The sequence below is a fragment of the Klebsiella sp. KP20-425-1 genome (assembly GCF_025813515.1).
GTDB lineage: Bacteria > Pseudomonadota > Gammaproteobacteria > Enterobacterales > Enterobacteriaceae > Klebsiella > Klebsiella pneumoniae.
On the sequence record NZ_CP109614.1, the window covers coordinates 2,384,525 to 2,404,013 of the forward strand.

At 60.6% G+C, this 19,489-nt stretch carries 17 protein-coding genes and 1 pseudogene; 14 read left to right on the forward strand and 4 right to left on the reverse strand.

What is annotated here, in order from left to right:
- Positions 1–36: 36 nt before the first annotated feature.
- From OHJ17_RS11715 to nadS, 10 genes and pseudogenes are all read left to right on the forward strand, one after another.
- A complete protein-coding gene (locus tag OHJ17_RS11715) occupies positions 37–1,044 on the forward strand; it encodes an MsnO8 family LLM class oxidoreductase (protein WP_012541571.1) in 1,008 nt (335 codons plus the stop codon).
- The gene (locus tag OHJ17_RS11720) at positions 1,034–2,155 is read left to right on the forward strand and encodes a M20 peptidase aminoacylase family protein (protein ID WP_012968083.1); all 1,122 of its coding nucleotides are present in this window, start codon (positions 1,034–1,036) and stop codon (positions 2,153–2,155) included. Before OHJ17_RS11715 ends, OHJ17_RS11720 begins: the two co-directional genes overlap by 11 nt.
- Before the next feature lie 24 nt (positions 2,156–2,179).
- Positions 2,180–4,443: pseudogene (locus OHJ17_RS11725) on the forward strand (NtaA/DmoA family FMN-dependent monooxygenase).
- Between the two features lie 11 nt (positions 4,444–4,454).
- The gene (locus tag OHJ17_RS11730) at positions 4,455–4,964 is read left to right on the forward strand and encodes a GNAT family N-acetyltransferase (protein WP_020802144.1); all 510 of its coding nucleotides are present in this window, start codon (positions 4,455–4,457) and stop codon (positions 4,962–4,964) included.
- Between the two features lie 9 nt (positions 4,965–4,973).
- Positions 4,974–5,900: an amino acid ABC transporter permease gene (locus OHJ17_RS11735; RefSeq protein ID WP_032433136.1), complete on the forward strand. Its 927-nt coding sequence runs from the start codon at positions 4,974–4,976 to the stop codon at positions 5,898–5,900.
- Positions 5,884–6,663: an amino acid ABC transporter ATP-binding protein gene (locus tag OHJ17_RS11740; RefSeq protein WP_002906697.1), complete on the forward strand. Its 780-nt coding sequence runs from the start codon at positions 5,884–5,886 to the stop codon at positions 6,661–6,663. Before OHJ17_RS11735 ends, OHJ17_RS11740 begins: the two co-directional genes overlap by 17 nt.
- 38 nt (positions 6,664–6,701) lie before the next feature.
- Positions 6,702–7,553, forward strand: a complete 852-nt coding sequence (locus OHJ17_RS11745; RefSeq protein ID WP_072093194.1) for a transporter substrate-binding domain-containing protein — start codon at positions 6,702–6,704, stop codon at positions 7,551–7,553.
- Positions 7,554–7,630: 77 nt separating this feature from the next.
- Positions 7,631–8,248 carry a glutathione S-transferase family protein gene (locus tag OHJ17_RS11750; RefSeq protein ID WP_004175955.1) on the forward strand — a complete coding sequence of 206 codons (618 nt, stop codon included), beginning with the start codon at positions 7,631–7,633 and terminating at the stop codon, positions 8,246–8,248.
- A gap of 70 nt (positions 8,249–8,318) precedes the next feature.
- Positions 8,319–8,546 (forward strand): tautomerase PptA, encoded by a 228-nt coding sequence (gene pptA / locus OHJ17_RS11755; RefSeq protein ID WP_002906690.1) that lies wholly within the window; start codon positions 8,319–8,321, stop codon positions 8,544–8,546.
- 179 nt (positions 8,547–8,725) lie between these two features.
- Positions 8,726–9,022: a NadS family protein gene (nadS, locus tag OHJ17_RS11760; protein ID WP_004148529.1), complete on the forward strand. Its 297-nt coding sequence runs from the start codon at positions 8,726–8,728 to the stop codon at positions 9,020–9,022.
- A gap of 566 nt (positions 9,023–9,588) precedes the next feature.
- Here the strand turns inward: nadS and OHJ17_RS11765 are convergent.
- From OHJ17_RS11765 to OHJ17_RS11775, 3 genes are read right to left on the reverse strand one after another with little or no spacing between them, the layout of a single operon-like run.
- On the reverse strand, positions 9,589–11,205 hold the full coding sequence (locus OHJ17_RS11765) for a carbohydrate porin (protein ID WP_032433135.1): 1,617 nt from the start codon (positions 11,203–11,205) through the stop codon (positions 9,589–9,591).
- Between the two features lie 43 nt (positions 11,206–11,248).
- Positions 11,249–12,631 carry an MFS transporter gene (locus OHJ17_RS11770; protein ID WP_004151222.1) on the reverse strand — a complete coding sequence of 461 codons (1,383 nt, stop codon included), beginning with the start codon at positions 12,629–12,631 and terminating at the stop codon, positions 11,249–11,251.
- A gap of 23 nt (positions 12,632–12,654) precedes the next feature.
- On the reverse strand, positions 12,655–14,223 hold the full coding sequence (locus tag OHJ17_RS11775) for an alpha-L-rhamnosidase-related protein (protein ID WP_038434967.1): 1,569 nt from the start codon (positions 14,221–14,223) through the stop codon (positions 12,655–12,657).
- Positions 14,224–14,427: 204 nt separating this feature from the next.
- On the opposite strand from OHJ17_RS11775, the gene OHJ17_RS11780 reads away from it, so the two are divergent.
- A complete protein-coding gene (locus OHJ17_RS11780) occupies positions 14,428–15,252 on the forward strand; it encodes a helix-turn-helix domain-containing protein (protein WP_004180112.1) in 825 nt (274 codons plus the stop codon).
- Between the two features lie 54 nt (positions 15,253–15,306).
- Here the strand turns inward: OHJ17_RS11780 and OHJ17_RS11785 are convergent, their stop codons facing one another.
- Complete coding sequence (locus tag OHJ17_RS11785; protein WP_004151228.1) at positions 15,307–15,888, reverse strand: flavin reductase family protein; 582 nt, start codon at positions 15,886–15,888, stop codon at positions 15,307–15,309.
- A 211-nt stretch (positions 15,889–16,099) separates the two neighbouring features.
- On the opposite strand from OHJ17_RS11785, the gene OHJ17_RS11790 reads away from it, so the two are divergent.
- From OHJ17_RS11790 to OHJ17_RS11800, 3 genes are read left to right on the forward strand one after another with little or no spacing between them, the layout of a single operon-like run.
- Positions 16,100–16,804, forward strand: coding sequence for an ABC transporter ATP-binding protein (locus tag OHJ17_RS11790; protein WP_004189827.1), 705 nt, complete (start codon positions 16,100–16,102; stop codon positions 16,802–16,804).
- On the forward strand, positions 16,801–17,769 hold the full coding sequence (locus tag OHJ17_RS11795; RefSeq protein ID WP_004189830.1) for an ABC transporter substrate-binding protein: 969 nt from the start codon (positions 16,801–16,803) through the stop codon (positions 17,767–17,769). The genes OHJ17_RS11790 and OHJ17_RS11795 overlap by 4 nt, the downstream gene beginning before the upstream one ends.
- A 57-nt stretch (positions 17,770–17,826) precedes the next feature.
- Positions 17,827–19,482, forward strand: coding sequence for an ABC transporter permease (locus OHJ17_RS11800; RefSeq protein WP_021313430.1), 1,656 nt, complete (start codon positions 17,827–17,829; stop codon positions 19,480–19,482).
- Positions 19,483–19,489: the final 7 nt, after the last annotated feature.

Consider the following 19,489-nt stretch of genomic DNA (forward strand, 5'->3'; position numbering starts at 1 on the left):
ATAATGCAGGCACGTACTTTCATATGAGCCTGCGAAATGTCTTATCGAATCAGTATCCTGGATAAAAGTCCGCTTGCCGCCGGGGAAACCGCCGCGCAGGCGCTGGCGCGTACATTAACGCTGGCGCAACACGCCGAAGCCTGGGGTTATCACCGCTTCTGGGTCGCCGAACACCACAATACCGATCAGCTGGCGAGCCCCTCGCCGGAGCTGGTTATCGCCTGGCTGCTGGGCCACACCCGGCGCATTCGTCTTGGGTCCGGCGGCGTCATGCTCCAGCACTATAGCCCCTATAAGGTCGCGGAAAACTTTAACCTGCTGGCTGCCCTCGCGCCGGGTCGCATCGATCTCGGGGTGGGCAAGGCGCCTGGCGGCCTGCCGCTCTCCACCCGCGCCCTGCAGCAGGGCCTGCATCAGGAGGAGAAAGGGACCTTTGCCGATCAGCTGGCGCAGCTGGATAACTGGCTGTCACTGACTGAGCCAGGGGGAGAGGAGAGCCTGCGCGCCACGCCGATCCCGCCGCGCCGGGCCGACGGATTTCTGCTCGGCGCCAGCCTGGAGAGTGCGGAACTGGCCGCCCGTCTTGACTGGAACTTCGTGTTTGCGGCCCATCTCAATGGCGACAGCGCGCTGCGCCGCACGGTGATCAACCGCTGGCGCGAGCTCAGCCCGCGTGAGGCGATCGTCGCCGTGCAGGTGGTGGTGGCTGACGATCCGGCCACCGCCGCCGCGCTGGCGCAGCAGGTCGAGGTGTGGGGCGTCGAGCTGGAGAACGGCCAGCGGGTGACCGTCGGCAGTGAGGCTCAGGCCGTCGCCTTTGCCCGCCAGGCTGGCAGCCGGCCAACACGCATCCACCGCCGCGAATCTTCACTGATCTCCGGTACTCCCGAACAGGTTAAAGCCCGGCTTGACGCGCTGCAGGCGGAAGATCAGCTGGATGAACTCATCATTGATACCCCCATTAGCGACGGGCCAGCGCGCCTGCACTCCCTGCGCCTGCTGGCGCAGGCTCACTACGGCAAGGAGGTGCTGAATGTCCTTTGAACAACAACTGATTAGCTGGCGGCGCGAGCTGCACCAGAACCCGGAGCTCTCCCTGCAGGAGGTAGCCACCACCGCGCGGATCCGCGACTGGCTGCAGAGCGGCGGGCTGACTCTGCTGCCCTTCGATCTGAAAACCGGGCTGGTCGCCGAAGTCGGCAGCGGCGACAAGGTGATTGCCCTGCGGGCGGACATCGACGCGTTGCCCATCGAGGAGGCGACCGGTCTGCCTTACCGCTCGCAAAATGAAGGGGTGATGCATGCCTGCGGCCATGATATTCACACCAGCGTGATGCTGGGGGCGGCGCTGCTGCTGAAGGAGCGGGAAGCGGAACTCCCGGGGCGGGTGCGGATCCTGTTTCAGCCGGCGGAGGAAAATTTTGGCGGCGCGAAAACCCTGATCCGCGCCGGGGCGCTGGAGGACGTGTCGGCGATCTTTGGCATGCACAATGAGCCCGGCCTGCCGGTGGGCGAATTTGCCACCCGCGGCGGCGCGTTCTACGCCAACGTCGACCGCTTCGTCTTCAAAGTGACCGGGAAGGGGGCGCATGCCGCCCGCCCACATGAAGGAAAGGATGCGATCCTGCTGGCCAGCCAACTGGTGACGGTGCTGCAGAGCGTGGCCAGTCGGGAAGTGAACACCCTCGACTCGGTGGTGCTCAGCGTGACGCGGATCCAGGGAGGCAATACCTGGAACGTGCTGCCGGAGAGCGTCGAGCTGGAAGGGACGCTGCGCACTCACAGCAGTGAAGTGCAGCAGCGGGTCAAGGCCCGGGTCAGCGAGATCGCGGCCGGTTTCGCCAGCGCCTTTGGCGCACAGATTGACGTCTTCTGGTATGCCGGCCCGACGGCGCTGGTCAATGACGCCCGCTGGGCCGACTTCGCCAGCGACGTGGCGGCCCAGGCCGGGTACCGCACCCATCACGCCGATCTGCATCTCGGTGGCGAAGATTTTGCGGTCTATCTTCAGCATATTCCCGGGGCGTTCGTCAGCATCGGCAGCGCCAGCGAATATGGTCTGCACCATCCGGCATTTAATCCGGACGAACGGCTTATTGCGCCCGCAGCGCACTATTTCGCCCAGCTGGCGGAACAGGCATTACAACATATTTAATGGATGACAGGGGAAGGGGGAACTATGTCTGAAAATCGACAATTGCGTCTGGGAACGATATTACATGGCGCATCGGGAAATATGTCCGCCTGGCGTCATCCGGCGGCGCAGGCGGACGCCAGTATTAATTTTAACTTTGTCACGCAGACGGCGTTAAAAGCGGAAGAGGGGAAGCTGGATTTTATTTTTGTCGCCGACGGGTTATATATCAATGAAAAATCGATTCCCCATTTTTTAAATCGCTTCGAACCTTTAACGGTACTTTCCGCGCTGGCCGCGGTCACCCGGCGTCTGGGACTGGTGGGGACCTTATCCACTTCGTACAGCGAGCCGTTTACTACCGCCCGCCAGTTCGCCAGCCTTGACCATTTAAGCCAGGGACGGGCGGGGTGGAATGTCGTCACTTCGCCGCTGGAAGGGTCGGCGAAAAACTTCTCCCGGGCCCAGCATCCGGATCATGCGCTGCGCTATCGCATTGCCGATGAATATCTGCAGGTGGTGAAAGGCTTATGGGATTCATGGGAAGAGGACGCCTTTGTGCGCAATAAGGAGACTGGCCAGTTCTTTGATAAAAATAAACTGCATACGCTCGATCACCATGGCGATTTCTTTAAAGTGGCCGGGCCGCTAAATATTGCCCGCACGCCACAGGGACGGCCGATTATTTTCCAGGCCGGCGCGTCGGACGACGGCAAGAAATTAGCCGCACGCCACGCCGATGCCATTTTTACCCATCAGGAATCGCTGGCCGAGGCGCAGGCATTTTATCAGGATGTTAAAAGCCAACTCAGCGCATATCAGCGCACCCCGGACCAACTGCATATCTTCCAGGGCGTCAGCGTCATCGTCGGGGATGACGCCGAGGATTCGGAACGTCAGTACCAGACTACGGCGGCGCTGGTTTCCATCGAGGATGCGCTGAATTATCTGGGGCGGTATTTCGAACATCATGATTTTTCGCAGTATCCGCTTGATGAACCGTTCCCGGATATTGGCGACCTCGGACAAAACAGCTTCCGCAGCACCACCGACGAGATTAAACGTCACGCCCGCGAGCGGGGATTAACCCTGCGCCAGGTGGCCCTGGAGGCAGCGAGTCCGCGTCCGCGTTTTACCGGCACCGCCAGCGATGTCGCCGATGGCCTGCAATTGTGGTTCGAACAGCACGCGGCGGACGGTTTCATTATTCAGGGCGGCACGCCGGAAACCTTCCCGCGCTTTGTGGATGAGGTGGTTCCGCTGTTACAGGCGCGCGGCCTGTTCCGTCGCGACTATCCGGGCACCACCCTGCGGGAAAGTCTGGGTCTGGCGCTACCTGCTAATCAATTCCAAAAATAATAAAAGAGAATCACGCTATGCAGAAAACAACACTCTTGCTGGCCGTCGCGTTGGCATTTAGCGCCTCGTCGTGGGCCCAGGACGTCAAGATCAATGGCACCGGGGTGAGCCTGGAGGCCAACAAAACGCCGATTCACACAGCGAAAAATCCACAGGCCATTGCGCTGTTGCCGAAAGATCTGCATCTGGCGGTGCCGGGGAAATTCACCGTCGCGGTGGCAGCCCTGAACTCACCGCCGCTGACGGTCTTCGCCGATGACAACAAAACCCTGCTCGGCAGCGAGACGGATATCGCCCGGCTGGTGGCGGAGAGCCTCGGGCTGGAAGTAAACGTGGTTCCCACTTCATGGGAAGACTGGCCGCTGGGGGTCACCTCCGGCAAATATGATGCCGCGATCAGCAATATTACCGTCACCAAAGAGCGCAAAGAGAAGTTCGATTTCGCCACCTACCGTAAAGATTCGCTGGGCTTCTACGTCAAAAGCACCAGTCCGCTGAACAAAATTGACAAGGCGGAGGACATCGCCGGGCTGAAGATTATCGTCGGCTCCGGTACTAACCAGGAGGCGATCCTGCTGGCGTGGAACGCGGAGAACGTCAAGAAGGGGCTGAAGCCGTTTACCCCGGTCTACACCAAGGATGACGCCGCCCAGACGCTGGCCCTGCAGACCGGGCGCGCCGACGCCTACTTCGGCCCCAATGTGATAGGCGCGTGGAAGGCGGCGCTGACTGGTAAAACCAAACTGGTGGGCAGCGTCGATGGCGGCTGGCCGAAAGCGGCGCACATCGCGGTAACGCTGAAAAAAGACAGCGGGCTGGTGAATGCCGTCCAGGCGGCGCTGAACGGGGCTATCGCCAGCGGGGACTACGCCAAAGTGCTTAACCGCTGGGGCGAAGGGGTGGAAAGCATTCCGCAATCGGAAATCAATCCGCCCGGACTGGGCGACTGACAGGAGGCGCGATGAGCGAAGCATTCCGCGATATTTCTCCGGAGGCTCCGGAGCTGCAGCCGATTATTAGCGGGCTGTTTGCCGAATATGCCGCCCGCTACGGCGACTATTTTTCCCGCGATGCGGAAGTGGAGTTAAGTGAGTGGTATGTGCCGCCGCAGGGGCTGTTTATTGTCCTTGAGCGTGAGGGCGAAATTATCGCCACCGGCGCGTATAAGCCGAAGGATCGCCACACCGCAGAGATCAAACGTATCTGGACGCACCGCCGTCTGCGCCAGCAGGGGCTGGCGGCGAAGGTGGTCCAGGAGCTGGAGCGACGGGCGGTGCTGGCCGGGTACAGCCATATCTACCTGACCACCGGTTTCCGTCAGCCGGAGGCGGTAAAGCTCTATCTCAGCCAGGGGTATGAGGCGCAGTTTGACCTCACGCGAGACCCGGAAGAGTACAGTCAGCCGCCGTACGATGGCCGGCTGCGGTTCACTAAAGCGCTGGTGGTGAGCGCCTACAGCCACAGCGCCTGAGGAGGCATTATGCATTCATCTGAAACGATCAAAGTGGTGCCGGCGCGCTATCCGCTGCGGGTGGTCGGGGCTCTGGTCGCCCTGCTGGTGCTGGCGGTGGTGATCCAGTCGGTGGCCTTTAACCCGCGCTGGGAGTGGGGCGTCTTCGCCCGCTGGTTCTTCGACCCGGTGATCCTCGAGGGGCTGGGGCAAACTCTGCTCCTGACCCTGCTCGGCACGGTGCTGAGCGTGATCTTCGGCGGCCTGCTGGCGCTGGCCCGTTTGTCCTCATCGTGGCTGCTCAGCAGTCTCGCCTGGGGCTATATCTGGCTGTTTCGCTCGCTGCCGCTGATTGTGGTGCTGATCATTCTCTATAACTTTTCCTATCTCTACGACACCCTGTCGCTGGGGATCCCGTTTACCGGCGTCACCTGGGTCAGCTATCAGACCATTAACGTGCTGGGGCAATTCTCCACGGCGGTGGTGGGCCTGACCCTGGTGCAGAGCGCCTATACCGCGGAGATTATTCGCGGCGGCTTTCTCGGCGTCGACCACGGGCAGTATGAAGCCGCCGCCGCGCTGGGGCTACCCGCCTGGCGGCGCACGCTGCGCATTATTCTGCCGCAGGCGCTGCGCACCATCCTGCCATCCGGCTTCAACGAGATCATCAGTCTGGCCAAGGGAACGGCGATGGTGTACGTCCTGGCGATGCCGGAACTGTTCTACACCATCCAGATGATCTACAACCGTACCCAGGAGGTGATCCCGCTGTTGATGGTCGGCGCCGCCTGGTATCTGGCGATCACCAGCGTCCTCTCCGCCATTCAGTATCTGGTGGAACGGGGCCTGGCGCGCAGCGAGCGCCGCTCGGCGGTAAACAGCGCCCGCAGCAGCCGAACCACTCAACCCGCACGTCAACCACAGCCCCAGGAGGCCGTTCATGCCCAGCTCTCATAATGGCCATATCTCTATCACCGGGGTCAGCAAATACTATGGCCGCCACAAGGCGCTGGACGATGTGTCGCTGGAGATCCCCCCGGGCACGGTGACGGTGATCCTCGGCCCTTCCGGCTCGGGCAAGTCCACGCTGCTGCGCACCATAAATCACCTCGAACGGGTCGATGAGGGATTTATTCAGATTGATGGCGACTATATCGGTTATCGCCGCAAAGGCGACAAGCTGTATGAGATGAAAGAAAAGGAAATTCTTCGCCAGCGGATCAACGTCGGCTACGTGTTCCAGAACTTTAACCTGTTTCCGCACCTGACGGTGCTGGAGAACCTGATTGAGGCGCCGATCGCCCACCAGCAGGTCACGCGCAAAGAGGCCATTGCCCGCGCCTATGAGCTACTGGACGTCGTCGGACTGCGCAATAAAGCCGACGCCTGGTCGCGGCATCTCTCCGGCGGCCAGCAGCAGCGTATCGCCATTGCCCGGGCGCTGGCGCTGAACCCGCGGGTGATCCTGTTTGATGAGCCCACTTCGGCGCTGGATCCCGAGCTGGTGGGCGAGGTGCTGGATGTGATCAAGAAGCTGGCGCGATCGGGCACCACCCTGGTGGTGGTCACCCATGAGATTGGCTTTGCCCGCGAGGTGGCCGACCAGGTGGTGTTTATGGTCGACGGCAGGATCGTCGAGCAGGGCAGCAGCGACGAGGTGCTCAACCATCCGCAGCATCCGCGTACCCGGCAGTTTTTATCCAGGGTGCTGCCGTCATGAACAGAGCGCTAATGACCCTTGTTCTCAGCGCTTTTGCCATGAGCGCTCACGCGGCGCTGGATCTGCGCGCCAATGAGCAGCCATTGCCGGTCACCCGCGACCCGCAGGCGATAGCGAAAATTCCGCCGGGCTATCGCTTCGTCGAGCCGGGGACGCTAACGGTGGCGATCTCGGCGCTCAATTCGCCGCCGCTGGCCCTGCTGGCCAGCGACAACCGCACGCGGATCGGTAGCGACCCGGATATAGCCCGCCTGCTGGCCGGAAGCCTTGGCCTGAAGCTCAGGCTGGTGCCCACCGCGTGGGAGGACTGGCCGCTGGGCATCGCCTCCGGCCGCTACGATGTGGCGCTGATCAATATCGCTGTGACCGAGAAGCGCAAAGAGAAGTTCGATTTTGCGACTTACCGGGTGGACTCCCTGGCCTTCTCGGTGAAATCCACCAGCGATATCGCCGCGGTAAACGGACCCGCCGATCTCGCGGGGCGCAAAGTGATCGTCGGGTCCGGCACCAATCAGGAGCGGATCCTGCTGGGCTGGAACGAGGACAACCGCGCCGCCGGACGGCCGCAGGCCCAGCCGGTCTACCTGACCGATGATGCCTCCGGCAACCTCTATATCCAGTCCGGGCGGGCGGATATCTTTTTCGGCCCGCAGTCGGTGGCAGCCTATAAAGCGGCGCTTAACGGCCAGACCCGGGTGGTGGGCCTGGGGCCGAAAAAAGCGTGGGTGGCGACAACCACCAAAAAAGGCAACGGTCTGGTCTATGCCCTGCAGGCGGCTCTCGACGGGGCGATTGCCCGCGGTGAATATCAGCAGGTGCTGGCGCGTTGGGGGGAGCAGGGCGAAGCGGTGGCGCAGTCGGTGGTCAACCCGCCGGGGATAACCTACTAACCCCCAGTGGCATGGTGTGCCGGGTGGGTGAGCGGCAAATTTCTGCCTACACTTAGGCTTTACCCTGGAGGCAGACCATGATAACCGTTTATGGCGTGCCGGGATGGGGCTCGACGATTAGCGAGCTGATGCTCTCCCTGGCCGATATTCCCTACGAGGTGGTTGACGTGGAGGGCTTTGACCAGCCCGGTCCGGCGCGCGAGCGTCTGCGACAGATTAATCCGCTGTGCCAGGTGCCCACCCTGAGGCTGGCCGACGGGAGCATCATGACCGAAACCGCCGCCATCGCGCTGATGATCCTCGACCAGCGTCCCGATCTGGCCCCCGCGCCGGGGACGCCACAGCGTCCGCAGTTTCAGCGCCTGCTGGTCTGGCTGGTGGCCAATGTCTATCCTACCTTTACCTATGCCGATTACCCGGAACGCTGGGCGCCCGCCGCCGCGGAGCAGCTGGTGGAGAATTGTCGCCAGTACCGGAAAAATCTCTATCTCTGGTTCGAACAGCAGCTGGCCGCCGGGCCGTGGGCGCTGGGCGCGTCGGTAACGTTGCTGGATTGCTATATCGCGGCGATGTACCGCTGGGGACCCCGCCAGGCGTGGTTTGACGACCACGCGCCAAAATTCGCCGCCATCGCCCGGGCGGTCTGTCAGCGACCGGAGCTGGCCGCGGCGCTACGCCGTAACAAGCTGATTTAACGCACGCGATGCCAACCAGAACGGCCATTCTGTGGTAGCGTTATGGCTCTGATCACAAGGAGTCTTTGCTATGCCGCATGTTGATATTAAATGTTTTCCCCGTGAACTGACTGATGAACAAAAAACCGCGCTGGCCGCCGACATCACTGAGGTGCTGATCCGCCATCTGAACAGCAAAGAGAGCGCCGTCAGCGTCGCACTCACTCAGGTTGAGCCGGACGCGTGGCAGGCCGTGTGGGACAGTGAGATCGCCCCGCAGATGGCGCAGTTGATTAAGAAGCCGGGTTATAGCATGTAACCCGACACCCGGAGGCGATGCTGCGCATTTGTCCGGGCTACGCGCTCTCAGCGGTCTGCAGTTCCGTAGCCCGGGCAAGGCGCTTTGCGCCGCCCCCGGGGAGGGGCTTCTCCGGCGACGCACTGAGAGAAACAGCATGTTCATCTATCCTAAGCGCCAGAGAGCCAACCGAGGTGGGTATGAAAGACGAATTGTTTGCCGATCTGCTGGCGAGTGCAGAAGAAATGGTCAGGATCGAGAAAGGTGAACAAATGCCGATGGAGCAGCACGTTCATACCTTCAGCGAAATTGACGTGAAAGCGATACGTGAAGCCACAGGTTTAAAACAGCAGGACTTTGCAGCGGCCGTTGGCGTTAGCTACGAGTTGGTTAAAAGCTGGGAAACGAAACGACGTCACCCAACCGGTGCAGCCAGAAAACTGCTTTTATTGCTTCAGGGTAATCCATTGATTATCAACTTGTTGAAGGTTGTTTGAAAGATTATTCTTCGCAAGAAAAATGGCAGAGTTTGCCCTCTTTCGTAACCGGGGCCTTTAAAAAGGAGTGCATTACGTATGGAAACCAACGATTCTATTTTGAAAGAAATCAAGAAATACAGCGCTCATATTGATAGGTTTAGAGCGCGAGCAAACACTCATGGTATCTGGTTGTTTATTGCTACCCTTGGATGCTGGGGGGTAACTGAGCCCAGTATTCGGATATTAGCGTTCGTTATGCTTTTCTTTATTTTTTTTGTTTCTTCTACACGGTAGCTTTCCAGGTGAAAAGCGAACGTTTAAAAAGATTCACGATGATATAAAAAATAAAATAGTTGATAATTTAACACCAGAGCAACAGCAAGAAAGGTTTCACGATCTTCTCATCGTTGAGAAAAAACGAAAGTCACTTGTTGGAATTATAAAAAAAACCTTTATCTTTTTAGCCTGTTATGGTTTTTATTTTATGAGTTTATATTACTTCATACAGCACTGGCATAGTGACAAAGTAACAGCGTGTATTTAAATCAACCCGTCCTGGCATTTGAGCCGGACGGGCCGTTTGATTAAAACCAAATCTCCGTCTGCACGCCGAAGTTCCATGTCCCACCGGCGGTAAAGCCTTTGCTGCCGAAATCGTCATTTATCGCGTAGCGATCCAGCGCTTTATCCCAGTTCATCCAGGTGGCAAAGAAGCGGATTTCCGGCCGCGCCTTGATATCCAGCACATCGCCCACTTTAAAGGTGGGGGCGAAGGTCAGCTTGTAGAAATCACCGCGCACCGCCTGATACTGATAAACGTTGTCATTATAGCGATAGCTGCGCCCGTTCGGATTGAGATCCATATACTGCCACGAGGCCTCATACAGCAGGGCGAAGTGAGCGGAGATCCCCTGTGATACCCGCAGGTTAAACGTCGCCCAGTCGTAGCGGTCGCCGTCGCGATAGCGGTCTTCGCTATGCTGGGCTATCACCGACGGCGCCAGCTGCCAGTTTTTCCCCAACGGCAGGATGCCATACGACGCAAAGCGCAGGGAGGCCGCGTTCTCGGTCAGATCGCCATCGCTCCCCGGCTGACGCGCTTCGGCGCCCAGCCCGACGCCGTATTGCAGGGCGCTTTCAGACACCCCCGGCGCCAGGCCGTAGAACTGCTGTTTGTCGTGCAGGGCCAGCATCGCGTAGTAGCCGTTTTTGGCGGTGTTATCGCTGCGCAGGGCATAGCTCCCGGTGGTCGAGGTATTATCTTTCAGGTCATCGTTGCCCTGGGCGGTCATCACCGTGGTCATCAGTTGCCAGTTGCCGTAAAAATGGTTGGCGGTGAACAGCAGATTCTGGATGTCATTATCCGCGTAATTATCGCTGCCAAGGTCGCCGAAGTTACGTGCATACACCGAATAGTCGCCGCGCAGGCCGCTTCCCCAGTCGACATCATTGATCCCGCCGCCGGTACCGCCGAGGAACATGATGTCGCTATCGGTAAAGTGGATATCGAAGTTATCCCGATCGAAGCGCTTGCCGGCCCAAATTGAGGCGCGTTTTAACGGACCGGTGAATTCGGCAAAGTTACCCATCTCGACGTACAGCTGACGAATGTTCAGATGGTGGCTGTCGTTATCCTGAACCCACGGATCCGGGTTGGTGGCCCCGTCGGCGAGCATGGTCTTGAAGCGCGCCCATGAGCCATCGTTGAAGGTGAGCTTTTTGCCAAAGCTCAGCTCGGCGTAATTATCTTTTTCGTTACCGAGACGACCGACATGGGCATCGCCGTTGAGCGAACTGGCCGGGGAGACGCCCGGCCCGCCGCGGGCGCCTTTACCATGGCTGTTGACTAACATCCCGGAACGGGCGTAGGCGTTAAAGGTAAACCCATCGTCCGGGACGCGCTTCGCCAGCTGCTCGCTCAGTTGCTGATTAGTGGCCTGCTGTTTTTGTTCGCGAGCCGTGGTCTTCTGGCTGAGCGCCTGCACCTGCTGCTCCGCCGCCGCGGCGCGCTGCTCGGCGGCGGCAGTTTGCTGTTCTGCCCGCTGCGCGCGGCGGCTGGCCTCGCTGGCCTGCTGTTCAGCGAGATTGAGGCGCGCTTCCAGCTGCGCCAGCCGTTGCTCCACGCTCAAGCCGGCGGCGCTGACGCTGATGAGCGGAAAAAGGGCGCAGCAAACCGCTGCGCTAATCACATAGATACGCATAAAAATCCTTAATTTATCCAGAGGTTAAATCAGCGGGGGCGCCTTACATGGCGGGGGATTCTCCGGCGGTCGGGGCCGGGGCTGGCGAGGCGCCGCGTCCGGCATCAAGGTCGGCACGAATCTGCTCATACTGATCGTCGAGGCGGTAGAAGCGGCCCATCCACAGCATCGAGGCGAGGATCAATAGCGCCGGAATGTATAGATAGCAGGCCTTGATGGCCAACAGGGCGCTGTCGCTCTGCGTGTGGTTGGCGATATAGCCGCTGGAGGAGAGCAGCACGCCGGTGATAGCCCCGGCACCAGCCATCGCCACCTTGCCGAGAAAACCGTTTATCGAGGTCAGGATCCCTGCGGTATTAATCCCGGTTTTCCACACGCCGTAATCCACCGGGTCGGCCTGCATCGAGAAATAGATAGCCGTGCGTTGGCCGGCGCCGAGGGAGAGGATCACGGCCCCGACGATCAGTCCCAGAACGTGGGCGCCAGACACCATCATAATCCCCATCCCGAGCAGATTGACCGCGCTGGCCACCAGATAGACATGACGTTTTTTCATGCGTCGGGCCAGCAGCGGGACGGTGAGGGTGCCGAGCAGGGGAACGAAGGTGGAGATCCCGGCGATAACCGCCGTCAGCTCGGTATTCCCGACGTAATAATGGAAGAAGTACACCAGGGCTCCGGTCTGAAAGAAAAAGGCACCCCACATCAGAAAGATATTGCTGGCGAAGACCCACCACGGACGATTGGCGCGCAGACTAATCCAGGCGCGTTTCAGGGTCATGCGCTCCCCGGTAAGGGTGATCTTTTCTTCGACGTTGCGAAAGCTCACCAGCAGGAAAAAGGCCGCCAGTACGCCAAAAATCACCGCGGTATAGAGGAATCCCTGCTGCTGGTTGCCTTTGCCTAGCATGCCGACCAGCGGCAGCGTAGCCACGGCGACGATGGTGGCGCCAAGGGAGCCCAGCAAAATGCGCACCGCCGACAGCGTGGTGCGTTCTGCGGAATCACTGGTTAAAAACGGCAGCATGGCGCAGAACGGAATATTCACCAGGGTGTAGAGGAACGACAGACACAGATAGGTGACAAAGGCGTACAGCAGTTTGCCGGTGGTGCCGAAATCCGGCACATAAAAGGCCAGAATACACAGCAGGCCAAAAGGCAGGGCGCCGATCAGCAGCCAGGGGCGGCAGCGCCCCCAGCGGGTGGTGGTATTGTCGATCACCAGCCCCATCAGCACGTCGGCCACGCCGTCTACCAGCCGGGTGACCAGGAACATCAGGCCGACATAATAGGCCGGGAGACCCATGACGTCGGTGTAAAAGAACATCAGATACAGAGAGATCATCTGCCACACAAGGTTGCAGGAGAGATCGGCAATGCCATAGCCAAGGCGCTGCCGCCACAGGGTAAACGTTGTTTCTGCCATAAATCACTCGCTTATCGTTGTTGTTAAAGTCCGTACTGGCGAATAAACCAGGCCGGGGTACAGCTCCACGCATGGCAGTAACTGTTGATAAGCTTACTGCCATACGGGGAAAAGTCAGGATGTTGGGGGTCGAAAATTTCCCAGAAGGTGTCGGCGCCGTAGGCGACCATCGCCCCCCAGTAGGCTTTGATCTCCGCCACCGCCTCCTCGCGCAGGCCGGACTGTAGCAGGGCAACAATGTGATGATGACGCAGGTACGGGGTGTTCATGGCAATGGCGGGCGGCTGCTGCTGCAGGCGGCGCATCAGCGCCTGACGCTGCCCGGCGGTGCCAACTTCCGCCAGCACCAGCCAGATCTGCGACGCCCATGAGACCTGACGCACGGCGCCGCTGATAAACACCTGCCGCTCGTTGTCCCACAGGTGGTGGAGGGCGGCCTCCTTCAGCTGCCAGAGCGCGGCAGTGTAGTCGGGTACCCGCTGCGGTTCAAAACGCTGCGCCAGCCAGAGGGCGCGCTGCAGACAGTAGATGAGCACCCCCTGCGCCGACGCCTGTTTATTCAGCTCCGCCTGCCAGTCGATAAATACCCACCAGTCATCGCTGTCGCGCACCAGCCCCTGCGAATCGCAGCGGGTCAGCGCCAGCTCGATTTGCCGCCGCGCCGTGGGCCACAGCTCACCGACGGTTTCCGTGTCGCCGGTGCTTTGCAGGTAGTTATAAAGCACGTCGACAAAAAACAATGAGTAATCAAACAGAAAGGTGTCATCGGCGCGTACTTCTGGCTGAACAAAGACATTGGCGGAAACCATGCCATCTTCCCGGGTATGGCCGGCAAAGAGATACAGGCAGCGGCGGACCAGATCGTGGTGGCCGAAGGTCACGTCATTCACCTGCGCCTGCAGGCGCAGGTCGCCCAGCCACAGCCGACGGTCGCGTTTCGGCCCATCTTCAAACACCTCCTGCATGCAGTTTTTCAGGGTAAGAACGGCAACGTCATCAATGGCTTTCAACTGCGGATCGGCGATGACCGCCGGGTGCGGGCTGCCGGCAGAGGTGACGGTTTCCAGAGCGATCTCATCGAACTGCAGACGAAACTTGCGCGACAGCGCTTTGACCTCCACCTTCAGGTAGCGCAGGCAATAGCGACGTGGCAGAGCGACCCGGGCGGGCAGGACGTCAAGCCACAGATCCTGCTGCTGCAACCAGCTGCTGCTCAGCCATCCCTGGTATTCGCTGAACGGCTCACAGACTTCGCTCAGCGTCTCGCCGAAGGTGAAGTGCAGATGGGCCGGGGCATCGGGCGGGCTGCCGACGCTGCGGCAGCTGAACTGCAGGTAGCCAACAAAATGGCTGCCAAAATCAATAATGATGCTGTCGCCGACGTTGAGCGGTTGCTGATAAAACTGCTCCGGCGTGCAGACGGTATTCCCCCGCCAGCCGTTCAGCGCTCCTGGTTCAGCGACGGCCTCGACGATGGCCTGCGGCGTCTGGCGCAGGCGTTGCAGCGCGGGCGTCAGGTCGGCCGCACGCTGTAAAAAGCGCGGATGACGGATCATCGCCACGCTGGAATTGTATTGAATTGCTTGTGACATACTGCGTCCTCTCCGTTAGGTTAGGCGCAGCATAGGCCGTCGTCCGGCGCGGCTACCACTCTGGCAATGCCAAACCGTCAGTGAAAATAGCAGGAATAATGAGGTGGGGGCGCTGGCGATCACAAATCCGCACATCGGGCGCGTGCCGAGGGCCGGAATAGATTATCGTGCCCCTGCGCCATAGGTTGTTCAGGATTTGCTGTAATGATGACACTGACCGTTGAGTATTATTTCACCCATCCCCAGGATAAGCTCGGCATGTACGCCAGTGACCCGGAGGATAATAGCCAGGAGCATGGCCATGAATTTGCCGAACTGGTGATCGTCGAGGAGGGGCATGGGTTACACGTTATTAATGGTCGCCCGCTGTATATCCAACAGGGAGACGTATTTTACGTCCAGCCTGGCGATGTGCATTATTATGATGAGCTGGGGACGCTGAAGCTGATTAATGTCTTAATTAATCCGGCGGTGGCCTTTGGCTATTTACAGCAGATGGAGGGATTGCTGCAGCAATTATCCGCGCAGCGCGCCGCCTGCTATGGCTGGCTGGCGCCGGAGACTCGCAGCTATTGCCGGGAACTGGTGGAAAAGATATTTTCCCCGGCGCTGAGGGCGGCGGATAATACCCCGCTACGGGAGTCTCTCTTTTTCCAGCTGGTGACCACCATTCTCACAGCCGAGTCGGAAGCCGAATATAGCAGCACTCGCTATAAACTGCATAAATTACTCACCTGGCTTCAGGAGCACTGTTTCGAAGAACATAACTGGCAGCAGCTGGCGGAGCAATTTCATCTCACCACCCGCACCGCGTTTCGCCATATTAAAGAGGCCACCGGATTAACCCCGGATAATTATCTGAAACGTCTGCGACTGGTCTCCGCGCGGGTCAAATTACGCGAAACGGAGATGACCATTACCGAAGTGGCTTATCTGTGCGGCTTCGCCAACAGCAACCACTTTACCACCCTGTATAAAAAAGTATTTGGCCTGACCCCCAGCGCCGATCGCCGCCGCCCACCGGGTTAAAAGGGGGCCGCAGGCCGGGCAGGGGAAAAACCTGCCGCCCGCGGCAAGTCATGCTTATTCGTCGAGGGAGTTTGCCCGCACATGACGGCCGCTGGCGACAAAATTGCCGGTGCCCAGATGATGCAGGGTATTGAGCTTATCGTCGTCGAATTGCCAGCGTCCGGTGACGAACGCGCGCTCATCGGCGGCGGCAGAGACCACCTCCCCGAACAGGGTGTCGTACTGGGTCTGGGCCGCCGTCGCCGGCAGCAACCGGCACTCCATCCATGCCAGACATTTCTCCTCGATCAGCGGCAGCCCCAGCTCCGGACCGGTTACTACCGGGATCCCCCAGGCATTGAATTTGTCCTCATCGCGGCCGCTGACGCTGCCGACGGCGTAGGTCCAGCTGGCGGCTGCGACGCCGGGAACCACAATGCCGAAGGTGCCATTGCGCTCGATGATCTCCCGCGTCCAGGTGCTTTTATCCACCACGATAGCCACCCGCGGCGGGGCGAATTCCACCGGCATTGACCAGGCGGCGGCCATTACGTTGCGCCGGTCGGACGGGGCATCGTAGCTGGTGATCAAAATGGTTGGGCCGTGGTTGAGCAGGCGGCTGGCGTACTGCAGTTCAACGTGGCGAAAGCGGCTCATAGGCGTTCCTTGAATAATGGGTCGGTTGGCAGGTAACACGTTAAGCCGCAATGAAAATGTAATCAATACGTCATCTCGTCTGACTATAGTCGCCAGCACTAAGTCCCAAAGAGGATCACAATATGTTGGCTCCCCTGATGCTATCCCAGGTGAGCGTGCCCCGTCGGATGTCGACCGCCGGGCTGGTCTCGCTGTCCCGAAAGGGAGGGCGATGATGCGCACGCTGACCCCTATCACCCTGCAGGAGGTCTCTTTCGCCTTCGCAGAGACCCCTATTCTTGACCGCTTCACGTTGCATATCGAACCCGGCCGCATCGTGGCGCTACTGGGCCCTTCCGGCTGCGGCAAAAGCACGCTGCTGCGTCTGCTGGCCGGGCTGAGCGTGCCGGCCAGCGGCGAAATCCGCTTTGGCGACAGGCTGGTCGCCCGCGCAGGATGGGGATTGCCCCCGGAGCAGCGCGATATCGGCATGGTTTTTCAGGATTATGCCCTCTGGCCGCATATGAGCGTGGCGCAGAACGTCGCCTTTCCGCTGCGCATGCGCGGCGTCTCCCGCAGCGAACGCGAGCGCCGGGTCAGCGAGGCGCTGGCGCGGGTAGGCCTCAACGGCTTTGCCGAACGTAAGCCTTCAGGCCTCTCCGGCGGTCAGCAGCAGCGGGTGGCGCTGGCGCGGGCGATCGTCGCCGCGCCGCGGGTGCTGCTGTTTGATGAACCGCTCTCCAACCTGGACAGCGAACTACGCGAATCGCTGTGTGGCGAAATGAGCCGCCTGCTGCGACAGCTCGGCATCACCGCCCTGTATGTCACCCATGACCGACGTGAAGCCGAGCTGTTAGCCGACCAGATTGTCTATTTATCCGCGGGCCGCGTGGCCGCTGTCCGCGCCGTTACGCCAACCTCAGGGGAAGTTGCATGAACACCGTTATGACCGTTAAGAAAGGAGTGGTACTCGCGATGGCTCTCTCCGCCATGATGCTCTCCAGCGCCCATGCGCTGACCGTTTACACCGCCGGACCCGGCTCGCTGGCGAAAAGCCTGGCCAGCGGTTTTGAACAACAGACCGGGGTGAAGGTGACCGTTTTTCAGGCCACCACCGGCAAAGTGATGGCCCGACTGGAGGCCGAGCAGGCCAACCCGCAGGCGGATGTACTGATCTCCGCCTCATGGGATACCGCCGAAGATCTGCACCAGCGGGGCTGGTTGTTGCCTTTTGCGAGCGCCAACGCCGACCAGGTACCGGCGAACCTGAAATCGGCGGACTATATTGCCCAGGGCGTCTCCGCCCTGGGCATTGTCTGGAACAGTAAAAGCGGCACCCCGGAACCGAAAGAGTGGCGGGATCTCACCCAGCCGGCGTTTAAAGACAAGGTGACAACCCCCGACCCGGCGCTCTCCGGCGCGTCGCTGGATTTGCTGATCGGGCTGCAAAACAGCATGGGCGACCAGGCCTGGCAACTGTTTGACGATCTGAAAAAGAACGGCATGGTGGTCAGCGGACCCAACGCCCAGGCGGTGACGCCGGTGATGCAGGGAGCGAAAGCGGCGGTGTTTGGCGCGGTGGATTATGTCTCCTACGGCAATATTCAGCAGGGCGAGTCGCTGAAGGTGATCTTCCCGGCCAGCGGAACGGTGATTGCCCCGCGCCCGATGATGATCCTCAAAACCAGCCAGCATCCCGGCGAGGCTAAAGCCTTTATCGATTACGTGCTGTCGCCGGAAGGTCAGGCGAAGGTCGCCGACGCCTGGCTGATGCCCGCCCGCCGCGACGTGGCGGCTAAACGTCCGCTACTGGACGCGCTGAAGGTGCTGCCCACCACCAGCGAGGGCAGCAGCGAGCGGGGCGCCGTGCTCGCCCGCTTCAGTCAGCTGTACGCGCAGTAATTGATCCCGTTTCTCCGGCGCTGGCCGCCGGAGGACCCTCAGCTTCAGGAACCGGTTGTGAAACAAACATTCCTTTCCGGCGCGACCCTTGCCGCCCTGGTGATGCTGGTCGCGTTACCGTTAGTGTTTATTGTGCTGCAGGCGATTTTTCCCCATTTTAGCGCCGGTTCGCTCGGGGACGCCTTTGGCGGCATCCCGGCGCTGCTGGCCGATCCTCAGCTGCCGGCGATGCTCGGCGGTACGCTGTGGATCGCCGCCGGCGTGGCGCTGGTCAGCGTAATGATTGGCCTGCCGCTCGGCATCCTGCGCGGTATGTTTTCGCTGCCGCTGCCCCGGCTGTGGGATCTCCTGTTTTTGATCCCCTTTCTGACGCCGCCCTATATCTCGGCGCTCTCCTGGATGCTGGCCCTGCAAAGCCAGGGCTATCTGCAGCAGCTGACCGGCTGGCAACTGAACGATCTGCTGTTCAGCCGCAGCGGGATCGTGCTGGTGATGACCTTTAATATATTTCCGGTGGTCTACTTTGCCGTCTCCCGCAGCCTGCTGGCGAGCGGGACCCGGCTGGCGGTGGTCGCCCGCGTCCATGGCGCCAGCGCCTGGCGCGCCTTCTGGCACGTGACGCTACCGATGCTCTCTCCGGCGCTGGCGGCGGGGATGCTGCTGGCGTTTACCCTCGCTATCGAGGAGTTTGGCGTACCGGCGGCGCTGGGCAGCCGGGCGGGAGTGGTGATGCTGACGGTCGGTATTGAGAAAAAGCTGGCCGACTGGCCGGTGGATCTCCCTGGCGCCGCGCTATTGTCGCTGCTGCTGATGGCGGTGGCGTTGTTCGCCTGGTGGCTGCAAAGGCGGCTGGTGGGGGAGAAAGAGGTCACCAGCGTCACCGGTAAGCCGGGGGAGAACCACGGGGCATCGCTGGGCTGGATGATGCTGCCCGCCGTGCTGGCGATGGCGGCCGTCGGCGGCCTGGCGGTCGGCGTCCCCGCCGTCTCGATGATGCTCACCAGCGTGATGGGCACGCTCTCCGGTGGCGTGAGTGTTGAGAATGTCACACTGCGTCATTTCGCGGCGCTGTTTGACCAGCAGGGAGATGCCCTGTCGGCCCTCGGCACCAGCCTGTCGCTGGCCCTGGGTTCGGCGCTAATCGTCGGCGCGCTGGGCCTGCTGGCCGCCTGGCTGGTGATGGTGCAGAAGATTAAAGGGCGCGGGATGGTGGACGCGCTGTCGCTGATGCCGGCGGCGCTGCCGGGCGTGGTGGTGGGGGTCGGTTTGATCCTGCTGTGGAATCAGCCCTTCTGGCCGCGCTCGCCCTATAACACGCTGTGGATGCTGCTGCTCTCCTATTGCTGCCTGCTGTTGCCCTGGCCGGTGCGCTATGTCGGCAGCGCGCTGCGCCAGCTGGGCCCGAACCTTGAGCCCGCCGCCAGGGTGCATGGGGCGTCGCCACTGCAGGCGCTGCGGTTGATTGTCCTGCCGCTGGTCTTTCCGGCGCTGCTTGCGGCGATGCTGATGGTGTTCGCGGTGGCCTCCCGGGAGCTGGTGACCTCGCTGCTGCTCTCTCCGGCCGGTACGCAAACCGTGGCGGTGTTTATCTGGCGCCAGTTCGAACAGGGTTCCGTCGGTCAGGGCATGGCGATGGCCAGCCTGACGTTGTTGACCGGTCTGGTCTTGATGCTGACGGCGCTGGCGCTGATGCAGCGCCGCACGTGCGGTTAACGCTAAG

Coding starts and splice junctions, on each gene's coding strand:
- OHJ17_RS11785 (WP_004151228.1), bottom strand. CDS start 15,888: ATGAGCCGCTTTCGCCACGTTGAACTGCAGTACGCCAGCCGCCTGCTC.
- OHJ17_RS11735 (WP_032433136.1), top strand. CDS start 4,974: ATGCATTCATCTGAAACGATCAAAGTGGTGCCGGCGCGCTATCCGCTG.
- OHJ17_RS11715 (WP_012541571.1), top strand. CDS start 37: ATGTCTTATCGAATCAGTATCCTGGATAAAAGTCCGCTTGCCGCCGGG.
- OHJ17_RS11745 (WP_072093194.1), top strand. CDS start 6,702: ATGAGCGCTCACGCGGCGCTGGATCTGCGCGCCAATGAGCAGCCATTG.
- OHJ17_RS11780 (WP_004180112.1), top strand. CDS start 14,428: ATGATGACACTGACCGTTGAGTATTATTTCACCCATCCCCAGGATAAG.
- OHJ17_RS11750 (WP_004175955.1), top strand. CDS start 7,631: ATGATAACCGTTTATGGCGTGCCGGGATGGGGCTCGACGATTAGCGAG.
- pptA (WP_002906690.1), top strand. CDS start 8,319: ATGCCGCATGTTGATATTAAATGTTTTCCCCGTGAACTGACTGATGAA.
- OHJ17_RS11730 (WP_020802144.1), top strand. CDS start 4,455: ATGAGCGAAGCATTCCGCGATATTTCTCCGGAGGCTCCGGAGCTGCAG.
- OHJ17_RS11740 (WP_002906697.1), top strand. CDS start 5,884: ATGCCCAGCTCTCATAATGGCCATATCTCTATCACCGGGGTCAGCAAA.
- OHJ17_RS11720 (WP_012968083.1), top strand. CDS start 1,034: ATGTCCTTTGAACAACAACTGATTAGCTGGCGGCGCGAGCTGCACCAG.
- nadS (WP_004148529.1), top strand. CDS start 8,726: ATGAAAGACGAATTGTTTGCCGATCTGCTGGCGAGTGCAGAAGAAATG.
- OHJ17_RS11795 (WP_004189830.1), top strand. CDS start 16,801: ATGAACACCGTTATGACCGTTAAGAAAGGAGTGGTACTCGCGATGGCT.
- OHJ17_RS11765 (WP_032433135.1), bottom strand. CDS start 11,205: ATGCGTATCTATGTGATTAGCGCAGCGGTTTGCTGCGCCCTTTTTCCG.
- OHJ17_RS11770 (WP_004151222.1), bottom strand. CDS start 12,631: ATGGCAGAAACAACGTTTACCCTGTGGCGGCAGCGCCTTGGCTATGGC.
- OHJ17_RS11775 (WP_038434967.1), bottom strand. CDS start 14,223: ATGTCACAAGCAATTCAATACAATTCCAGCGTGGCGATGATCCGTCAT.
- OHJ17_RS11790 (WP_004189827.1), top strand. CDS start 16,100: ATGATGCGCACGCTGACCCCTATCACCCTGCAGGAGGTCTCTTTCGCC.